The 16595-nt window shown below is 64.0% G+C and carries 18 protein-coding genes; 10 read left to right on the top strand and 8 right to left on the bottom strand.

The features are described 5' to 3' along the window. The first annotated feature begins 329 nt into the window (after positions 1–329). The 5 genes from rsmI to ACQ5BM_RS11210 all read left to right on the top strand — a co-directional run bounded on the left by rsmI (position 330) and on the right by ACQ5BM_RS11210 (position 4841). The gene (rsmI, locus tag ACQ5BM_RS11190; protein ID WP_429810879.1) at positions 330–1259 is read left to right on the top strand and encodes a 16S rRNA (cytidine(1402)-2'-O)-methyltransferase; all 930 of its coding nucleotides are present in this window, start codon (positions 330–332) and stop codon (positions 1257–1259) included. Continuing rightward, complete coding sequence (locus ACQ5BM_RS11195) at positions 1249–1617, top strand: YraN family protein (RefSeq protein WP_429810881.1); 369 nt, start codon at positions 1249–1251, stop codon at positions 1615–1617. Before rsmI ends, ACQ5BM_RS11195 begins: the two co-directional genes overlap by 11 nt. 21 nt (positions 1618–1638) lie before the next feature. After that, on the top strand, positions 1639–1932 hold the full coding sequence (locus tag ACQ5BM_RS11200; RefSeq protein WP_429810883.1) for a hypothetical protein: 294 nt from the start codon (positions 1639–1641) through the stop codon (positions 1930–1932). Positions 1933–2077: 145 nt separating this feature from the next. After that, positions 2078–3025, top strand: coding sequence for a glutathione synthase (gene gshB / locus ACQ5BM_RS11205; protein ID WP_429810885.1), 948 nt, complete (start codon positions 2078–2080; stop codon positions 3023–3025). 283 nt (positions 3026–3308) lie between these two features. Continuing rightward, a complete protein-coding gene (locus tag ACQ5BM_RS11210; RefSeq protein ID WP_429810887.1) occupies positions 3309–4841 on the top strand; it encodes a YifB family Mg chelatase-like AAA ATPase in 1533 nt (510 codons plus the stop codon). A gap of 174 nt (positions 4842–5015) precedes the next feature. Here the strand turns inward: ACQ5BM_RS11210 and cysK are convergent, their stop codons facing one another. Together cysK and ACQ5BM_RS11220 are read right to left on the bottom strand one after the other, a co-directional pair. Beyond that, on the bottom strand, positions 5016–5984 hold the full coding sequence (gene cysK / locus ACQ5BM_RS11215) for a cysteine synthase A (RefSeq protein WP_429810889.1): 969 nt from the start codon (positions 5982–5984) through the stop codon (positions 5016–5018). Positions 5985–6121: 137 nt separating this feature from the next. After that, entirely contained in the window at positions 6122–6739 is a 618-nt protein-coding gene (locus tag ACQ5BM_RS11220; protein ID WP_429810891.1) for a LysE family translocator, read from the bottom strand. Between the two features lie 177 nt (positions 6740–6916). Here ACQ5BM_RS11220 and ACQ5BM_RS11225 point away from each other — a divergent pair, with 177 nt between their 5' ends. Beyond that, positions 6917–7549 carry a LysE family translocator gene (locus tag ACQ5BM_RS11225; protein ID WP_429810893.1) on the top strand — a complete coding sequence of 211 codons (633 nt, stop codon included), beginning with the start codon at positions 6917–6919 and terminating at the stop codon, positions 7547–7549. 27 nt (positions 7550–7576) lie between these two features. Here ACQ5BM_RS11225 and ACQ5BM_RS11230 read toward each other — a convergent pair whose 3' ends face one another. Next, positions 7577–7882 carry an NIPSNAP family protein gene (locus ACQ5BM_RS11230; RefSeq protein ID WP_429810895.1) on the bottom strand — a complete coding sequence of 102 codons (306 nt, stop codon included), beginning with the start codon at positions 7880–7882 and terminating at the stop codon, positions 7577–7579. Next, positions 7879–8793, bottom strand: a complete 915-nt coding sequence (locus ACQ5BM_RS11235) for a DMT family transporter (RefSeq protein WP_429810897.1) — start codon at positions 8791–8793, stop codon at positions 7879–7881. The genes ACQ5BM_RS11230 and ACQ5BM_RS11235 overlap by 4 nt, the downstream gene beginning before the upstream one ends. Positions 8794–8924: 131 nt before the next feature. Here ACQ5BM_RS11235 and ACQ5BM_RS11240 point away from each other — a divergent pair, with 131 nt between their 5' ends. Beyond that, the gene (locus ACQ5BM_RS11240) at positions 8925–9362 is read left to right on the top strand and encodes an Lrp/AsnC family transcriptional regulator (RefSeq protein ID WP_429810900.1); all 438 of its coding nucleotides are present in this window, start codon (positions 8925–8927) and stop codon (positions 9360–9362) included. A gap of 12 nt (positions 9363–9374) precedes the next feature. Here ACQ5BM_RS11240 and dut read toward each other — a convergent pair whose 3' ends face one another. Next, on the bottom strand, positions 9375–9848 hold the full coding sequence (gene dut / locus ACQ5BM_RS11245) for a dUTP diphosphatase (RefSeq protein WP_429810902.1): 474 nt from the start codon (positions 9846–9848) through the stop codon (positions 9375–9377). 91 nt (positions 9849–9939) lie between these two features. On the opposite strand from dut, the gene ACQ5BM_RS11250 reads away from it, so the two are divergent. Beyond that, entirely contained in the window at positions 9940–11523 is a 1584-nt protein-coding gene (locus tag ACQ5BM_RS11250) for a peptide chain release factor 3 (protein ID WP_429810904.1), read from the top strand. Positions 11524–11594: 71 nt separating this feature from the next. On the opposite strand, the gene ACQ5BM_RS11255 is transcribed toward ACQ5BM_RS11250, so the two are convergent. The 3 genes from ACQ5BM_RS11255 to ACQ5BM_RS11265 form a co-directional block, all read right to left on the bottom strand. Continuing rightward, a complete protein-coding gene (locus ACQ5BM_RS11255; RefSeq protein ID WP_429810906.1) occupies positions 11595–12293 on the bottom strand; it encodes a B3/B4 domain-containing protein in 699 nt (232 codons plus the stop codon). A gap of 33 nt (positions 12294–12326) precedes the next feature. Continuing rightward, complete coding sequence (locus ACQ5BM_RS11260) at positions 12327–13244, bottom strand: DMT family transporter (protein ID WP_429810908.1); 918 nt, start codon at positions 13242–13244, stop codon at positions 12327–12329. Positions 13245–13338: 94 nt separating this feature from the next. Continuing rightward, complete coding sequence (locus ACQ5BM_RS11265; protein ID WP_429810910.1) at positions 13339–14145, bottom strand: AraC family transcriptional regulator; 807 nt, start codon at positions 14143–14145, stop codon at positions 13339–13341. 175 nt (positions 14146–14320) lie between these two features. On the opposite strand from ACQ5BM_RS11265, the gene ACQ5BM_RS11270 reads away from it, so the two are divergent. Both ACQ5BM_RS11270 and ACQ5BM_RS11275 read left to right on the top strand, forming a co-directional pair. Next, positions 14321–14908, top strand: a complete 588-nt coding sequence (locus ACQ5BM_RS11270; protein WP_429810912.1) for an ANTAR domain-containing response regulator — start codon at positions 14321–14323, stop codon at positions 14906–14908. 47 nt (positions 14909–14955) lie between these two features. Then, entirely contained in the window at positions 14956–16251 is a 1296-nt protein-coding gene (locus tag ACQ5BM_RS11275) for a CmpA/NrtA family ABC transporter substrate-binding protein (RefSeq protein ID WP_429811159.1), read from the top strand. Positions 16252–16595 lie beyond the last annotated feature (344 nt).

Genomic DNA, 16595 nt, shown 5'->3' on the forward strand with positions numbered 1-16595 from the left:
CGCCTGAGCGTCAACTGCGAGTGTCCCGGCCGACCGACCGGAAAGATGTGGACCGGCAAAATGGCAGAAACAGCGCCCGGAAAGCAAGGGGTTTGAGGGCTTCTGTCCCCAGGTGCGGCGCGCTGCCCCGCCCTCGTGCCCTTGCTCCGACATGCCGGCTCGCTCATAAAGGCGAGACCAGAGCGAGATGCGGAATGGTGTTTGCGGCTTTCCGCCCGCATCTCGCTCTAACTTACGAGAAACGATCACGTTTATGATTTCAGGCCGACCCGATCCGAAATCATAAACTTGAGTACAGCGCTTCGGCGGGCACGATCAGGACGTTGCAGGTGGAAAAACAGAAGACATCGGAACCATCGGGCGGGCAGAGAGAGCGCAGCTATCGCCTCCACAATGTCTGCGTCCCGGCCCGTCCGCTCGATGCCGCGCTCTATCTGGTGGCAACCCCGATCGGCAATCTCGGCGATATCACGCTGCGGGCGCTGGAAACGCTCGCCGGCGCCGATGTGCTCGCCTGCGAGGACACGCGGGTCACGCGCGTGCTGCTCGACCGCTACGGCGTCGTGAACCGGCCTTACGCGTACCACGAACACAATGCCGACGAGGTCGGGCCACGGTTGCTGGCAGCGCTCGCCGAAGGGCGATCGGTCGCACTCGTCTCCGATGCCGGTACGCCGTTGGTTTCCGATCCCGGTTACCGCCTGGCCCAGCTTGCGATCGAGGCGGGACACCGCGTCGTGCCGATCCCCGGTGCCTCGGCGCCGCTCGCCGCCCTCGTCGGCTCCGGACTGCCGAACGACGCCTTCCTCTTTGCCGGTTTCCTGCCGACCAAGGATAAGGCGAAGCGCGATCGCCTCAAGGAATTCGCGACGGTGCCGGCGACGATCATGTTCTTTGAATCGCCGCACCGGATTGCCGCGACGGCAGCGGCCGCGGCCGAGGTGCTCGGAGAGGGGAGACGGGCTGCCGTCTGCCGCGAGCTCACCAAGACCTTCGAGGAGTTTCGCCGCGGCACGCTCGGCGAGCTTGCCGCCCATTATGAGGAGGCAGGTGCCGTCAAAGGCGAGATCGTGCTCGTCATCGGTCCGCCGGATACGGCACCCGAGCCGGAACCGGCCGATGTCGACGCGCTGCTGCTAAGCCTCGTCGCCGACATGCCGGCCGGCAAGGCGGCGACTGAAGCTGCCCGCCAGACAGGCCTGCCGCGCAGGGAACTCTATGACCGCCTGCTGCAATTGAAGGAGCGCCATGGCGACTGATGCGGGTGATCGGCGGAGACTGAAGGCGCTGAGGCGCGGATACCTCGCCGAGTATCGCGCGGCGCTCTGCCTGTTGCTCAAGGGTTACCGCATCGTCGCCATGCGCCATCGCACCAAGCTCGGCGAGATCGACATCATCGCCCGGCGCGGCGACCTCATTGCCTGCGTCGAGGTCAAGGCGCGCCGCTCGGCCGAAGCCGGTGTCTTCGCGGTGACGGCCACGGCGCAAAGGCGCATTCGCGCGGCGAGCGATCTCTGGCTGGCCAAACAACCGGATTACAACAGGCTTTCAGTGCGTTACGACATCGTCACGGTGACGCCGTGGGGCTGGCCGCGGCATCTGCCGGATGCCTTCTGAACCGAGGCGGGATCAGGGAAAATGATCGCGGTGCTCCGCCAGAACTCCGTCTTGGAGCATATTCCCGAATTTGTAATCGTTCCGACACAAAAGGGTAACCAGCCTGTCATTGACGGTCACTGGTCCACAGCCATCCGAAATCCGGTGGAGAGGAAGCCTGATCACCCGCTGGCCGGAGCTGCGATGAAGCTCGACTGGTTCCTTTCGCGGGGGCTGAAGATCGGCGAAAGCAGGATCATTCCCTCGCTCGATCAGTCCGGTCGGCCGCTCTCGGATCACGATCTCATCACCTCCCTCGTCGAAGGCTTCGAATAGCTCCGCCTCGCCTTGCCTAAGGCCCGCCCACATTCTACATGTTGCGGACTTTTCCAGAGTAGAATGGCGCGCGATTTCCGCGGCCACTCCGCTCTGGCGGTTTGAAATCGATCGCGGGTTTCCGTGATGCAATGGGGACGGGAAGATGGCGAAAATCGTCAATGTCGGGGTCCAGATGGACCATGTGTCAGGCATCAACATTGCAGGTGATTCCACCTTTGCGATGAGCCTCGAGGCACAGTCGCGCGGCTATCGCCTCTTCCACTACACGCCCGAGAAACTGTCGCTGCGCGACGGTAAGGTCTATGCAAGCGTTCAGCAGATGACACTGCGCGACGTCAAGGGCGACCACTTCACACTTGGCGAGGCCGAACGCGTCGATCTTTCGACCATGGACGTCATCCTGCTCCGTCAGGACCCGCCCTTCGACATGGCCTACATCACTTCGACCCACCTTCTGGAGCGCCTGCATCCGAAGACGCTGGTCGTCAACGATCCGGCCTGGGTGCGCAACTCGCCGGAGAAGATCTTCGTCACCGAATTCGCCGACCTGATGCCGAAGACGCTGATCACCCGCGACCCCGCCGAGATCGCAAGCTTCCGCCAGGAGATGGGCGATATCATCCTGAAGCCGCTCTACGGCAATGGCGGTGCTGGCGTTTTCCACTCGACCCGTGACGACCGCAACCTGTCGTCGCTGCTCGAAATGTTCGGCCAGATGTTCCGCGAGCCCTTCATTGCCCAGGAATACCTGCCGGCGGTGCGCAAGGGCGACAAGCGCATCCTGCTCGTCGATGGCGAGCCGGTCGGCGCCATCAATCGCGTTCCGGCCGAGCACGACGCCCGCTCCAACATGCATGCCGGCGGCCGCCCCGAGCCGACCGAACTGACGGCCCGCGAAAAGGAAATCTGCGCCCGTATCGCGCCTGCGCTCAAAGCCCGCGGCTTCCTCTTCGTCGGCATCGACGTCATCGGCGACTATATGACCGAGATCAACGTGACCTCGCCGACCGGCATCCGCGAAGTGAAGAAATTCGGCGGTGCAGACATAGCGAGCCTGCTCTGGGACGCGATCGAGCGCAAGCGCGCCTGATCCGGCGCTCTTCCTACTGCGTGTCTCCTTGAATCGACCTCGATCTTTGCGCGTCTGCTAAGACGCGCGGCGCTGTAGAGTACTTCCGGCCAATAGCGATTGCCGCGGCTCTGCCCGCGGCCGCTCGCTCGTGCGTCCTTGTCGACTACAGTGAGCGGCCTCCTGTCGTCAGATGTTCTGTAATTGTTCTTGTTTTTGTGCGTGAACCGTGCAAGGCTCCGTCTTGCAACCCAAGGCGGTTGCGGCGCCCATGAATATGGGCTGCCCGGGCGAGGGGATAATCATGGTCGCGCGTGTCAGCACGGTCGCATTTCAGGGTATCGAGGGTCTGCCGGTCGACGTTCAGGTGATGGTAGCGCCGGGCAAGGTCGGCATGCAGATCGTCGGCCTGCCGGACAAGGCGGTCGCCGAAAGCCGTGAGCGGGTGCAGGCGGCGCTTCATGCTTCCGGTCTGGCGTTGCCGGCCAAGCGCGTCACCGTCAATCTCGCACCTGCCGATCTGCCCAAGGAAGGCAGCCACTTCGATCTGGCGATCGCACTAGGCTTGATGGCGGCGCTCGGCGCCATTCCCGGCGATGCTCTGGCACCCTATGTCGTGATCGGTGAGCTCAATCTCGATGGCACCATCGCCGCGGTCGCCGGCGCGCTGCCGGCAGCGATCGGCGCCAATGCGCTCGGCAAGGGGCTGATCTGCCCAGCCGAAAGCGGGGCGGAGGCCGCCTGGGCCGGGGCCGACATCGATATTCTCGCGCCTCGCAGCCTGATCGCGATCGCCAACCATTTCCGCGGCACGCAGGTGCTTTCGCGGCCTCAAGCGGCGATCCGCTCCGGGGCCGCCGACCTGCCCGATCTCGCCGACATCAAGGGCCAGGAGAGCGCCAAGCGGGCGCTCGAGGTGGCGGCCGCCGGCAACCACAATCTGCTGATGGTCGGCCCACCCGGATCGGGCAAGTCGATGCTCGCGGCACGCCTGCCCTCGATCCTGCCGCCACTCAATCCGGCGGAGCTTCTCGAAGTGTCGATGATCCATTCGATCGCCGGGCAATTGCCGGGCGGCAAACTTTCGGACCGGCGGCCGTTCCGCACGCCGCATCACTCCGCCACCATGGCCGCCATGGTTGGCGGCGGCTTGCGTGCCAGACCCGGCGAGGCGTCGCTCGCCCACCATGGCGTGCTGTTCCTCGACGAGTTTCCGGAGTTCTCGCCGCAGGTGCTGGATGCGCTCCGCCAGCCGCTCGAAACGGCCGAATGCATCATCGCCCGCGCCAATCATCGCGTCAGCTATCCCGCCGCGATCCAGCTCGTCGCCGCCATGAACCCCTGCCGCTGCGGCATGGCCGGTGAGCCCGGCCGCACCTGCGCCCGTGGCCCCCGCTGCATGGCCGACTACCAGGCGCGCATCTCCGGTCCGCTGATGGATCGCATCGATATCCGCATCGACGTTCCGGCCGTCAGCGCCGCCGATCTCCTGAAGCCGGCGGCCGCCGAAAGCAGCGAGGTCGTGGCCCGCCGGGTTGCCCGCGCCCGGGCCTTGCAGATCGACCGCTTCGCCGGCCTTGGCCATGCGGAACTGACGAGCAATGCCCGCTCATCGACGTCGATGATCGAGAAAATCGCCGAGCCCGACGCGGCCGGCCTGCAGCTCCTCAGGGACGCCGCCGAAAAGATGAAATTCTCCGCCCGCGGCTACCATCGTGTGCTGAAGGTTGCGCGCACGCTCGCCGATCTCGACGGTGCCGTAACGGTCGGGCGCATTCATCTGGCCGAAGCGATTTCCTATCGCATCGCCGGCGAAAGGCTGCAAGCGGCAGCATAGCGGACGGTCGGCTCTGCGGTACCCGATCCATGTGTTTCACGGCGCCGGCCTGGGCTCGACACTCGCCAACCTTGCGGGCTTTACGGAGCAGGGAGCCTGACGCGACATCGCTGTTCGATCGGGGAACAAGGAAAGGGCGCCCCGCGGCGCCCTTTGACCGGAGACGCAGGCCGATCAGCCGCCGAGGCCCTCGAACAGTGCCGTCGAGAGGTAGCGTTCGGCAAAGGACGGGATGATGACGACGATGGTCTTGCCGGCGTTTTCCTCGCGCTGGCCAACCTCGATCGCGGCGGTGAGCGCCGCGCCGGCGGAGATGCCGACCGGCACGCCTTCGAGCCTGGCGACGAGGCGAGCGGCCTCGATCGCCTCCGCGCTGTTGACCGTGACGATCTCGTCATAAACCGTGGTGTCGAGGATCGCCGGGGCAAAGCCTGCGCCGATACCCTGGATCTTGTGCGGCCCGGGGTTGCCTCCCGACAGGACCGGCGATTCCTCCGGCTCGACGGCGATCACCTTGATCGACGGCTTGCGCGCCTTCAGCACCTGGCCGGCGCCGGTGATCGTGCCGCCGGTGCCGATACCGGACACGAAGATGTCGACCGCGCCGTCGGTATCGTTCCAGATCTCCTCGGCCGTCGTCTTGCGGTGGATTTCCGGGTTGGCCGGATTTTCGAACTGCTGCGGGATGATCGCGTCGGGCAGGGTCTCGACCAGTTCCTGTGCCTTGGCGATCGCGCCCTTCATGCCCTTTGCGCCTTCCGTCAGCACCAGTTCGGCACCGAGCAGCGCCAGCATCTTGCGCCGCTCGACCGACATGGTCTCCGGCATGGTGAGGATCAGCTTGTAGCCCTTGGCAGCGGCGACGAAGGCGAGCGCGATGCCGGTGTTGCCCGAGGTCGGTTCGATCAGGGTCGTGCGGCCGGGAACGATCTTGCCCTGGGCTTCCAGGCTCTCGATCATCGCCACGCCGATGCGGTCCTTGACCGAGGCGATCGGATTGAAGAATTCGAGCTTGGCGAGCAGGTTCGCCTTCACGCCCTTCTCCTTGGCAAGCTTGTCCAGCCGTACGATGGGCGTATCGCCGATCGTTTCCGTGATCGAGGAATAGACGCGGCCGCGGCCGGGCTTGCGTGTGTCGGACATGAGGCTCTCCCTTGGGCGTAGATTGTTCGTCTCTGAGCATAGGAACAACGGCCGTCCAATTCCAGAACGGCGAACGCGACAGGATGACCTGCCGAAGGAAAAATCACCGGCGAAGTCGTTGTTCGGGAAAAGTTCTTTCAGCCCGCGCGAACCGCGATATAGGCGGCCGTTCCCGCAAGCACGCTGGCTGCAACACGGTTCAGCGCCTTCAGCGCCTTGGGTTGCTTGAGCAGCAAGCGCGCCCGCGCTGCGAGCAGCATGTAGGGAACCAGCACCGTCAAGAGCGCCAGGAAGGTTGCCGTCAGCAGCAGGCCATAGTCGCGTGGGCCGATCACGGCAATGTCGATCAGCGTCGGCACCAGCGCCACATAGAACAGCATCGTCTTCGGGTTGCCGAGGGTGACGAGCAGGCCGGAGAGGAACGACATTGCCGCATTCGTCGATGGCTTTGCCTTGATGTCCTCCGGCAGCAGCCCCGCGGTCCAGAGCTTCCAGGCGATATAGCCGAGATAGAGCACGCCGGCGACCTTCACCACGAGGAAGATGGCGGTGAAGGTCTGCGCGATCAGCGCCAGCCCGAGGACGACAGCCGTGAGATAGATCATGTCGCCGAGGATCACGCCGAGGCCCATGAAGAAGGTTTCGCGAAAGCCGGAGCCGAGCGCCCGCGCGACCAGCGCGGTCACGCCAGGACCGGGGATGGCCGCCGCGATGAAAAGGGCACCGCTATAGGCGATGAGGGCCGCGAGCGTCATGGACGTTCCTTCCAATGGTGGTGCGGGCTTTTAACGCAAACCGCTAAAAAAGGAAATCACGGAACGGCGGCCAATGTGCCCGCCGGTCGGCAAAATTGACCGGGTGACAAGTCCGGCATTGCCCCTCGACGCCGGATCGGTAGAGCTTGCTGAAAAACGAGCGAAAGGCGCGTTTCCATGCCCGAATTGAAGGATCTCATCGGCTTTGCCCTGCTGGCACTCGGCATGGTGCTGACGCCGGGGCCGAACATGATCTACCTGATCTCGCGCTCGATCAGCCAGGGGCCGGGCGCCGGCTTGATCTCGCTTGGCGGCGTCGCACTCGGTTTCGTCGTCTACATGGTCTCTGCCGCGCTCGGCATCACCGCGCTGCTTCTGGCCGTGCCCTTCGCCTATGATGTGCTGCGTCTCGCAGGCGCCGGCTACCTTCTTTACCTCGCCTGGCAGGCGGTCAGACCGGGCGGTCGGTCGCCTTTTCAGGTCCGCCAACTGCCGGAGGACGGTCCGAAGAAGCTCTTCGTCATGGGGTTTCTGACGAGCCTGCTCAATCCGAAGGTGGCGGTGCTCTATCTTTCGCTGCTGCCCCAGTTCATCCGGCCGGAGCTTGGCAACGTGCTCGGCCAGTCGCTGGTGTTCGGCTCGATCCAGATTGTGACCAGCGTCTCTGTCAATGCGATGATCGCACTTGCCGCCAGCGGCATCGCCGCCTTCCTCGCGGGGCGGCCGCTGTTCATGGCGGCCCAGCGCTGGGCCATGGGCACGGCGCTCTTCGGCTTTGCGCTCAGCATGGCGTCGGAGGCGCGGCGTTGAGCCAGCGCTTGCTCTCTCCGCAGAGGATTATTCGAAAACCGGCCGCATGAAGCTGCGCTCATAGCTGACGATGCAGCGCGTCTTCTCGGCATAGGCGAAGGCTTCCCGACACTCCGCATCCGCGGCCATTTCCTTGCGGTAGCTTTCATAGGCCGCAAGGCTCGGAAAGCTGAAGAGAGCCAGTGCGATGTTGTTTGCGCCCTCGTGCGGCATGAAATAGCCGTGATGCGTGCCGCCCAGCCGATTGACGAGCGGAATCCAGAGCTTGGCGTAGTGCTCGAACTCGGCGGCCTTGTAGGGATCGATGACGTATTTCAGGTAGCAGGTGATCATGCGGCGCTCCCTTCGCGTTGCCGCTTGATAGAAGAGGGAAGGCGAAGTTTCCAGCCGAGATTCATGCCGGCGGCGGCAACGAGGATCGCCACGGAGCCGAGGATCTGGACCGGCTGCAATTGATGGCCGAAGGCGACGCGGTCCACCACGATGGCGGCGATCGGGTAAATGAAGGAGAGCGCGCCGGTCATATGCGTCGGCAGCCGCTGGATCGCGCCATAGAGCAGCACATACATCAGCCCGCTGTGGATGACACCGAGGGTGAGGAGGATCGACCACTGTGCGGCCCCTGACGGTGCGGGGGCGGCGAGCGCCATCGGCGCGAGCATCACGGTCCCGGTGATCACCTGCACCAGTGCGATCAGATGCGGCGGCGTGCCCTTGAGCAGCTTCGCTGTGATCGCTGCGATCGCATAGAAGAAGGCGGCACCGACCGCGAGCACAATGCCGGTCAGATAGCTTTCCGGGGCGAAGCCATGGCCGGGCTTGGCCGCGACGATCGCCAGCATGCCGGCGAAGGAGACGGTTAGCCAGAAGATCTTGGTGGCGGTGATCTTCTCGCCGAGGAACAGCGCGCCGAGGCCCAGCAGCATGAAGGGTTGCGTATTGTAGACCATGGTAGCGATCGAGATCGACGCATGGGAATAGGCGGCGAAGAGCAACAGCCAGTTGACGACGATCGCGATGCCGCCGGCAACCGAGAGCAACAGCATCCGGCGGCTGAAGTGACGACGCTCGAGAAGCCCGAGCGCCCAGGCGATGGCCACGAGAGTGAAGGCCCCAAAGACGCAGCGCCAGAACACCACGCTCGTCACCGGCTGCCCCGACATCAGCACGAACCAGCCGATGGTTCCGGAGATCAGCATGGCCGCCGTCATCTCGATACTGCCGCGTTTGAGTTCGATGTTCATGATCACTGCTCCATCTTGGTGATCGGAGAATAGCCGGTGCTTGCGGCCATTCCCATGGATGAACAAAGGCAATCGTGCTAGATTGCCTAATTATCGAAGTTATGTTTGTTGCTGTGGCTTATGGTGTCGTGATGCTGGACGAGATTGACCGACGAATCCTCGACATTCTGGCAGCCAATGCCCGGGTCTCGCTGAAGGAACTGGCGCAGGAGGCGGGATTGTCCTCTCCGAGTGCTGCGGATCGTCTCCGCAAGCTGGAAGAGCGCGGTATCCTCGATGGCTTCACCATCGCGCTGAACCCGGTGAAAGTCGGCTATCCCCTGCAGGCGGTCATCCGCGTGCGGCCGATGCCGGGCATGCTGCACATCGTCGAGCGACTGATCCAGGACACGCCCGAAATCGTCGAATGCGACAAGGTCACCGGCGACGATTGTTTCATCGCCAAGCTCTTCGTGCGCGACATGGCGCAGCTCGACATGATCCTCGACCGGATCGCCGAGAAGGCGCAGACCAACACTTCGATCGTCAAGTCGTCGCCGGTCAAGCGCCGCCTTCCGCCCCTGGTTTAGGAAAAATCTCGTTTAAACGCCGGTGGAGCCGAAGCCGCCGGCGCCGCGGGCCGTCTCGCTCGCACCGTCAGCCTCGCGGACCGTGACCTGCGTGACCGGCGCGATCACCATCTGGGCAATGCGCATGCCGCGCTCGATGAGGAAATCTTCGTCGCCGAGATTGACGAGCAGCACCTTCACCTCGCCGCGATAGTCGCTGTCGATCGTGCCGGGCGTGTTGAGGCAGGTGATGCCGTGCTTGAAGGCGAGCCCCGAGCGCGGCCGGATCTGTGCCTCATAGCCCGCCGGAACCTCGAAGACGAAGCCCGTCGGCACCAGCGCGCGCTTGCCCGGAGTGAGCATCAGCGGGCGATCGGCGGGAACGGCCGCGCGCAAATCCATGCCGGCGGCGCCGGATGTCTCGTAGGCGGGCAGCTCAAGGCCCTCGCCGTGCGGCAGGCGAACGAGGTTGAGGGTCGGGCGGGATTCGGACAGATGTGTGCTCATGGTCGCATAAGCCGGCGCGTGGGTGTCTCGGTCAATTGCATAATCGGGGCCGAGCCTGTAAAGGACGCGGCAACTCACAGGATTCTACGACATGGCTGAAACTCTCGCCGAGGCGGTCTCCCGCCGCCGCACATTTGCGATCATTGCGCACCCGGACGCCGGTAAGACCACGCTCACCGAAAAGCTACTGCTGTTCGGCGGCGCCATCCAGCTCGCCGGCGAGGTCAAGGCGAAGAAGGATCGCATCCAGACCCGTTCGGACTGGATGAAGATCGAGCGCGAACGCGGCATCTCGGTCGTCACCTCGGTGATGACCTTCGAATATGGCGGCAACGTCTTCAACATTCTCGATACGCCCGGCCACGAAGACTTCGCCGACGACACCTATCGCACGCTGACGGCGGTGGATGCCGCGGTCATGGTCATCGACGCCGCCAAGGGTATCGAGCCGCGCACGCTGAAGCTCTTCGAAGTCTGCCGCATGCGCGATATCCCGATCATCACCTTCGTCAACAAGATGGACCGCGAGAGCCGCGATCCGTTCGAGATCCTGGATGAAGTCGAGGAAAAGCTGGCGCTCGATTGCGCGCCGGTGACCTGGCCGATCGGCCGGTCCAAGACCTTCTGCGGTTCCTATCATCTGGCCGACAACACCGTGCGCGGTTCTGATACGCAGGAAATCCCGACCAAGGTCAATGGTCCGGAAATGGCCTCCCATCGCCTGCCGGAAAACGAGCGCGACGCCTTCACCGACGAGCTGACGCTGGCGATCGAGGCCTGCAAGCCCTTCGACAAGAAGGCCTTTCTCGAAGGTCACCTGACTCCGGTCTTCTTCGGCTCGGCGCTGCGCAACTTCGGTGTGCGCGACCTCATCAACGCGCTCGGCGACATGGCGCCGCCGCCGCGTGACCAGGTGGCGGATATCCGCACAGTGCATGCGACCGACGACAAGATGACGGCCTTCGTCTTCAAGATCCAGGCCAACATGGATCCGAACCATCGCGACCGCATCGCCTTTGCCCGCGTCTGCTCCGGCAAGCTCGAGCGCGGCATGAAGGCGCGCCTGTCGCGCACCGGCAAGCAACTGGGCCTCAGCGCCCCGCAGTTCTTCTTCGCGTCGCAGCGCCAGCTTGCCGACACCGCCTATGCGGGCGACGTCGTCGGCATCCCGAACCACGGAACGCTTCGTATCGGCGACACGCTGACCGAGGGTGAGCCGCTGGTGTTCCAGGGCGTGCCGAACTTCTCGCCGGAAATCCTGCGCCGCGTGCGGCTGGAGGATGCGATGAAGGCGAAGAAGCTGAAGGAAGCGCTGCAGCAGATGGCGGAAGAGGGCGTCGTCCAGCTCTTCTCGCCCGAAGACGGCTCGCCGGCGATCGTCGGCGTTGTCGGCGCGCTGCAGCTCGACGTGTTGAAGGAGCGCCTCAGCGCCGAATACGGCCTGCCGGTCTCCTTCGAAATGTCGCGCTTCTCCGTCTGCCGCTGGATTTCGGCCGATCAAGCCGCCGATCTCGACAAGTTCGTCACGGCGCGCCGCGGCGACATCGCCCGCGATCTCGACGGCGACCCGGTCTTCCTGGCGCAGGACAGCTTCTCGCTGCGCTACGAGGCGGAGCGCTACCCGGCGATCAAAATGGTCGCGATCAAGGAATATCACGTCGCCAAGGCGGCCTGATTGTTTTCCGTCCGGCCGGTGCCTAACGGCACCGGCCGGCAATTCGGCGCTGATGCGCCGTGGCTGATCCCCTAAATCGAAAAATCGAAACGCGGTGACGAGCGATCGAGCACGGCCATGTTCGGGCGAACATCCCAGGCTGCCGCGATCGCCCCCGAAAGCGCGATCATCAAACGCTCGACATCGTCGCGCGCCGTCTCGTGCAGGGCTTCGGCAACGATCAGTGCACGTGTGGTCTGCGGCCGGATCGCGGAATGGCCGCTCTGCCGGTTGGTCCAGCGCCGCGCATGCGCCCGCCCTTCGCCATCGGCAAAGATCACCTCGCCGGGTTCCGGGCTTTCCACTTCTCCCGAGAAGGTCAGATAGGTTTCTTTACCAAGCGCCCGGCGGACCTGCAGAAAATCGGCGATGCGTGACAGGTCGAAGACCGCAATCGGGATCGCGAAGGCGAGCGAGGCGGCGTTGCAGAGATCGATCAGCGGGTGGATCGCCGGCAGGCCGCCTTCCTTCCGGAAGCGCCTGAGCAGCGCCTCGGAGGCCGAACGATATTGCGTCGGCTTCAGCCCCATTTTCGCAAAGGTCCGGCGCCAGGCCTGGATTTCCGGCAAGTCGCTTTCCGATCCCGTGCCGAGGCGGTCGTCTGCGATCGCGTGGAGGCGACGAATATCGTCCTCGACCGAGACATCGCTGCATACGCCGTTGATGAAGATGGCGCCGGCGCTGAGCTCCGGGAAGTCGCGCCAGATATCGTCTGCGTGTTGGAAATGCATGGAGATCCTCGAAGCCTGTGGGTTCATTCTGGCTCAAGCCTCCTTTGCGGGAAAGGCGCCCGCTGTCCTTCGGCTGGAGCGGATCTGAGGCACGGTCAGTCCAAGAATGGCGCCGAGCACGCAGCCGATGCCGAGAAGCTGGTGGACGCCGACCGGTTCACCGAGCAGCAGGAAGGCGAAGAGCACGGCCGAAACCGGCGCCAATGCCGTAAAGACGGAGGCCTCGGTGCCGCTCACCCGTGCGGAGCCGGCATACCAGAGCACGAAGCCCGCCACCGTCGGAACGAGCGCATAATAGAGGACCGCAAAGATCGCGCCCTTGTCGATCCCTACAGTCGCGTGTGGTTCGAAGAGGGCGGGGATGAGAGCGACGGCGAAGCCGAGGCCGGCCATCAGCGTCGAAAGCGCCAGCGGCGAGATCTCGGCCCTGACGCGTTTGTTGAGAAGGATGAACAGGCCCTCGCAGACGACGGCACCGAAGATGAGGGCGATGCCGAGCGGAGAATGGCCGGCGCCTTCGCCGGGCTTGAAGACGATCGTGAGCACGCCGACGGCGGCGAGCGCGATCGCCGCAAGCATCCGTCGGTCGGGGTGCTCGCCGAGTATGAGGATGGCGATGGCGGCGGAAACGACCGGCAGGGTGCCAATCACCACGCCGGCGTCGGTTGCCGCCGTCAGGCTCAGGCCGGTGATCAGCAGGGTGGTGTAGCCGACGCTGCCGGCGCCGGCCTGGGCGATGAGGATCAGCCAGTCCCGCGACGTGAGTTTCGGCCACGACGTCCCGGCGAACTTCATCAGCAGCAGGAAGAGCGGGAAGGCGATGGCGAAGCGCAGAGCCGTCGCGGTGAAAGGGGCCAGACCAGCAGCAATGATCTTGCTGGCGATCACCGTGCTGCCGACGAGGATCATCGCCACTGACAGATAGAAATAGCCCCGAAATTTTTCCGACATGTCCGTCCTCCGTTGCAGTGCCGCGCTTTTCGACGCGCAGTGGGTGCAGCAATGCGCCGGAGAGGATTTCGGGTCTTGAACGGAATTGCGGGTGCTACTTTCTTGCCTCGGCGTAAGCACCCGGCGACAGCCCGTATTTGCTGACGAAGATGCGAGTCATGTGGCTCTGGTCGGCGAAACCGGCGGCGAATGCGGCCTCTGCCAACGGCATGCCTTCGCCGATCAGGCGGCGGGCGAGATCGATGCGGCGCTGGACGATATAGGCATGCGGCGTCAGGCCGACCGATTTGGCGAAGTTGCGTACCAGTTGAAAGCGGCTGAGCCCTGCCTCCGCGGCGAGGTCGGCAAGGGTGATCGCGGCGGTCGGATCGTCGTCGATCATCGTCTTCGCGGCGGTGATCATTGCCGGTCTTTCGTGGTGCCGCGCCCTGCCGGTGGCAAGAACGCTCGCCAGCAGCAGCAGAAGCCGTTCCTCGCGCCGGATCGCCTCGTCCTGTGCCGTGGGGTCTGTGATTGCCGCAAACAGCGCGCGGAATTCGTTTGCCGTGTCCGCGTCCCTGAAAGCGGGTGAGGCGAACTCGTCGGCATCCGAGCGGCCCTGGCCGATATCCTCGGCGGCGGCGGAGATGACGGCAGGATCGAAGTAAAGCATGCGCCAAGAGCGCCCGGCGTCGCCAATCGGCACGCCGTCATGCACCTCGCCGGGATTGACGGTGATCATATCGCCGGCGCCGGCTTCCACCATGCCACGGCCGCTGAGCGATTTCTGGGCGCCCTGGTAGATGAGCCCGATGCCGAACTGCTCATGGGTGTGGCGGGCGAAGGAATGGCGCGTTTGCGCCTCGACCGCGTCTATGCCCGCGGTCGCGCTATGCAGCATCCTGAACTGACCCTTTGCCATCCGCGCGCCGATCCCCTTGCTTCCTGTCTTCTACATCGTCCAGGTGCATCCCGCTATCGTCCTGGCCTTGCCAATGCAATCGGCGAGTTGAGTAAAATTTATGCATATTGAAAGATTGTCAAAACATTAGGCAAATCCTGTTGCGAAAAATGCTGCGCTGCATCATGATCGGCGCATGACGCATCGGGACCTCACCATTCTCGTGATCGACGAGAACGCCATCCGCGCCTCGATCATCGAGGAGGGGCTGCATGAGGCCGGCCATCGCAAGGTCACGGTCATCCACGAAGTCCAGGGCATGGTCCGCACCATCGAGACGCTGAGGCCAGATGTCATCGTCATCGATATCGAAAACCCCAACCGCGACATGATGGAGCATCTGTTCCAGCTGACCCGCACCGTCGGGCGGCCGATCGCCATGTTCGTCGACCGCTCCGATACGGCCTCGATCGAGGCCGCGGTGGAGGCGGGCGTCTCCGCCTATGTGGTTGACGGACTGAAGAAGGAGCGCGTCAAGCCGATCCTCGACATGGCCGTCAGCCGCTTCAACGCCTTCAGCCGGCTGCAGCGTGAGCTTGCCGATGCGAAATCGGCGCTGGAAGAGCGCAAGGTGATCGAGCGCGCCAAGGGCATCCTGATGAAGATGCGGGGTCTCTCCGAGGATGAGGCCTTCGCGCTGCTGCGCCAGACGGCGATGAACGAAAAGAAGAAGATGTCGGAGATCGCGCAAAGCGTGGTGACGGCCGCAGGCCTGCTGATGTGAGGGCGCGGTTTCCGATGCTGTCGGAAGGAGATACCGGAGTGAACATCATGACGACGACCATCGACAATTCGCGACCCGGCGCGGCGATGGGCGAGGGTCTGCCCGCGCCGGTGAGACTGGGTGGCGAGGGGGCACGAACGATCCGCGCCGGCTTCATTCCGCTGGTCGATGCCGCCGTGCTGATCGCAGCGGCGGAACTCGGCTTCGCTCGCAAGGAGGGGCTGACGCTCGATCTCGTCAAGGATGTCTCCTGGGCCAATGTGCGCGACCGCCTCGCCTTTCGTCAGTTCGATATCGCCCACATGCTCTCGCCGATGCCGGTCGCGGCCATGCTCGGCCTCGGTTCCAATCCCTCGCCAACGATCGCGCCTTTCTCGCTCGGGCGCGGCGGCAATGCGATCACGCTTTCCAACCGGCTGTTCGCCCGTATGCAGGAGGAGGGTGATCTTGGCGAGGTGGAGAATGCGCTCGCCCATGCACGTGCACTCGCTGCGGTGCTCGGCCGGATGCGCAACGGCGGCGAGCCGGCGCCAAGGCTCGGCGTCACCTATCCGTTCTCCTCGCACAACTACGAGGTCCGCTACTGGCTGGCTGCAGGCGGTATCGATCCGGATCGCGATGTGAAGCTCGTGGTCGTGCCGCCACCCTTGACCTCCGATGCGCTCGCCGCCGGCGCCATCGACGGTTTCTGCGTCGGCGCGCCCTGGAACATGGTGGCCTCCGAGCGCGGCCTCGGGCGCATCGTCGCCGCCAAGCAGGACATCTGGCCTTCGGCACCGGAAAAGGTGATCGGCATGCGGCCGGAATGGGCGGAGACCAACGCCGAGACCGTATCGCGTCTGATCGTGGCACTCGACCGGGCGGCGCGCTGGTGCGACGAGCCCGACAATCGCGGCATGCTTGCCGAACTGCTTGCCGCCCCCCGCTACGTGGGCGCCCCGGTCGAAATCATCCGCCGGGTTCTCGCCGGCGAGTTCACCATCGATGCGGCCGGCAACAGGCGCGTGATTGACAACTACTTCGTCTTCCATCGCGAGCACGCCAACTATCCCCGTCCCGGCCAGGCGCTCTGGCTCTACAGCCAGATGGTGCGCTGGGGGCAGGCGCGATTGTCGCCCGAGATGCAGGCGCTGGCCGCTGCCGCCTATCGCCCCGACCTCTATCGCCAGGCGCTCGGCGAGGCCGCCATTCCCGCCGATACCGCCATTCGTATCGAGGGCGACAGGCCGGGCGACCGCTTCATGGACGGACAGGTTTTCGATCCCGCGGATATCGAGGCTTATGTCCGCTCTTTCCCCGTTCGCGCTTCCATGGCGAGCGTTTCGGTTGAGCAGGAGAGCTGAGGATGACGCACCATGTTTGTGCAGACTCCGGATGCGAAATATGTGCGCCGCACAATAATTCAGCAGACTCTACAATAGGCGAATTTATGTGCGCTGCACCTGAGTCCGAAAATTACGTTTTGAATTCAAGTATCTAAAGGTCAAGTCAGCGAACTGGCACGGCCTTTGCTTTTCTAGAAATGCTTCGGTCAATGGCGATCGAAGCGAGATCAAACGCCAGATCGCGTTTGCCGAAGACACCGACGTCGCAAGGTTTTTGTTCCGAGGATTCCTCCCGATCCCGGACGCAATCACCGAGCGGCGTTTTTTTATGTCCGGTTATCCGGCCAGCAGAGGAACCTGCG

The organism is Ensifer sp. B1-9 (assembly GCF_050474445.1).
GTDB lineage: Bacteria > Pseudomonadota > Alphaproteobacteria > Rhizobiales > Rhizobiaceae > Ensifer.

Bases quoted from the DNA above. Each gene is read 5' to 3' on its own strand.
- ACQ5BM_RS11195 (WP_429810881.1), top strand. From the start codon at position 1,249: ATGGCGACTGATGCGGGTGATCGGCGGAGACTGAAGGCGCTGAGGCGC.
- ACQ5BM_RS11200 (WP_429810883.1), top strand. From the start codon at position 1,639: ATGATCGCGGTGCTCCGCCAGAACTCCGTCTTGGAGCATATTCCCGAA.
- gshB (WP_429810885.1), top strand. From the start codon at position 2,078: ATGGCGAAAATCGTCAATGTCGGGGTCCAGATGGACCATGTGTCAGGC.
- ACQ5BM_RS11210 (WP_429810887.1), top strand. From the start codon at position 3,309: ATGGTCGCGCGTGTCAGCACGGTCGCATTTCAGGGTATCGAGGGTCTG.
- cysK (WP_429810889.1), bottom strand. From the start codon at position 5,984: ATGTCCGACACACGCAAGCCCGGCCGCGGCCGCGTCTATTCCTCGATC.
- ACQ5BM_RS11220 (WP_429810891.1), bottom strand. From the start codon at position 6,739: ATGACGCTCGCGGCCCTCATCGCCTATAGCGGTGCCCTTTTCATCGCG.
- ACQ5BM_RS11225 (WP_429810893.1), top strand. From the start codon at position 6,917: ATGCCCGAATTGAAGGATCTCATCGGCTTTGCCCTGCTGGCACTCGGC.
- ACQ5BM_RS11230 (WP_429810895.1), bottom strand. From the start codon at position 7,882: ATGATCACCTGCTACCTGAAATACGTCATCGATCCCTACAAGGCCGCC.
- ACQ5BM_RS11235 (WP_429810897.1), bottom strand. From the start codon at position 8,793: ATGAACATCGAACTCAAACGCGGCAGTATCGAGATGACGGCGGCCATG.
- ACQ5BM_RS11240 (WP_429810900.1), top strand. From the start codon at position 8,925: ATGCTGGACGAGATTGACCGACGAATCCTCGACATTCTGGCAGCCAAT.
- dut (WP_429810902.1), bottom strand. From the start codon at position 9,848: ATGAGCACACATCTGTCCGAATCCCGCCCGACCCTCAACCTCGTTCGC.
- ACQ5BM_RS11250 (WP_429810904.1), top strand. From the start codon at position 9,940: ATGGCTGAAACTCTCGCCGAGGCGGTCTCCCGCCGCCGCACATTTGCG.
- ACQ5BM_RS11255 (WP_429810906.1), bottom strand. From the start codon at position 12,293: ATGCATTTCCAACACGCAGACGATATCTGGCGCGACTTCCCGGAGCTC.
- ACQ5BM_RS11260 (WP_429810908.1), bottom strand. From the start codon at position 13,244: ATGTCGGAAAAATTTCGGGGCTATTTCTATCTGTCAGTGGCGATGATC.
- ACQ5BM_RS11265 (WP_429810910.1), bottom strand. From the start codon at position 14,145: ATGGCAAAGGGTCAGTTCAGGATGCTGCATAGCGCGACCGCGGGCATA.
- ACQ5BM_RS11270 (WP_429810912.1), top strand. From the start codon at position 14,321: ATGACGCATCGGGACCTCACCATTCTCGTGATCGACGAGAACGCCATC.
- ACQ5BM_RS11275 (WP_429811159.1), top strand. From the start codon at position 14,956: ATGACGACGACCATCGACAATTCGCGACCCGGCGCGGCGATGGGCGAG.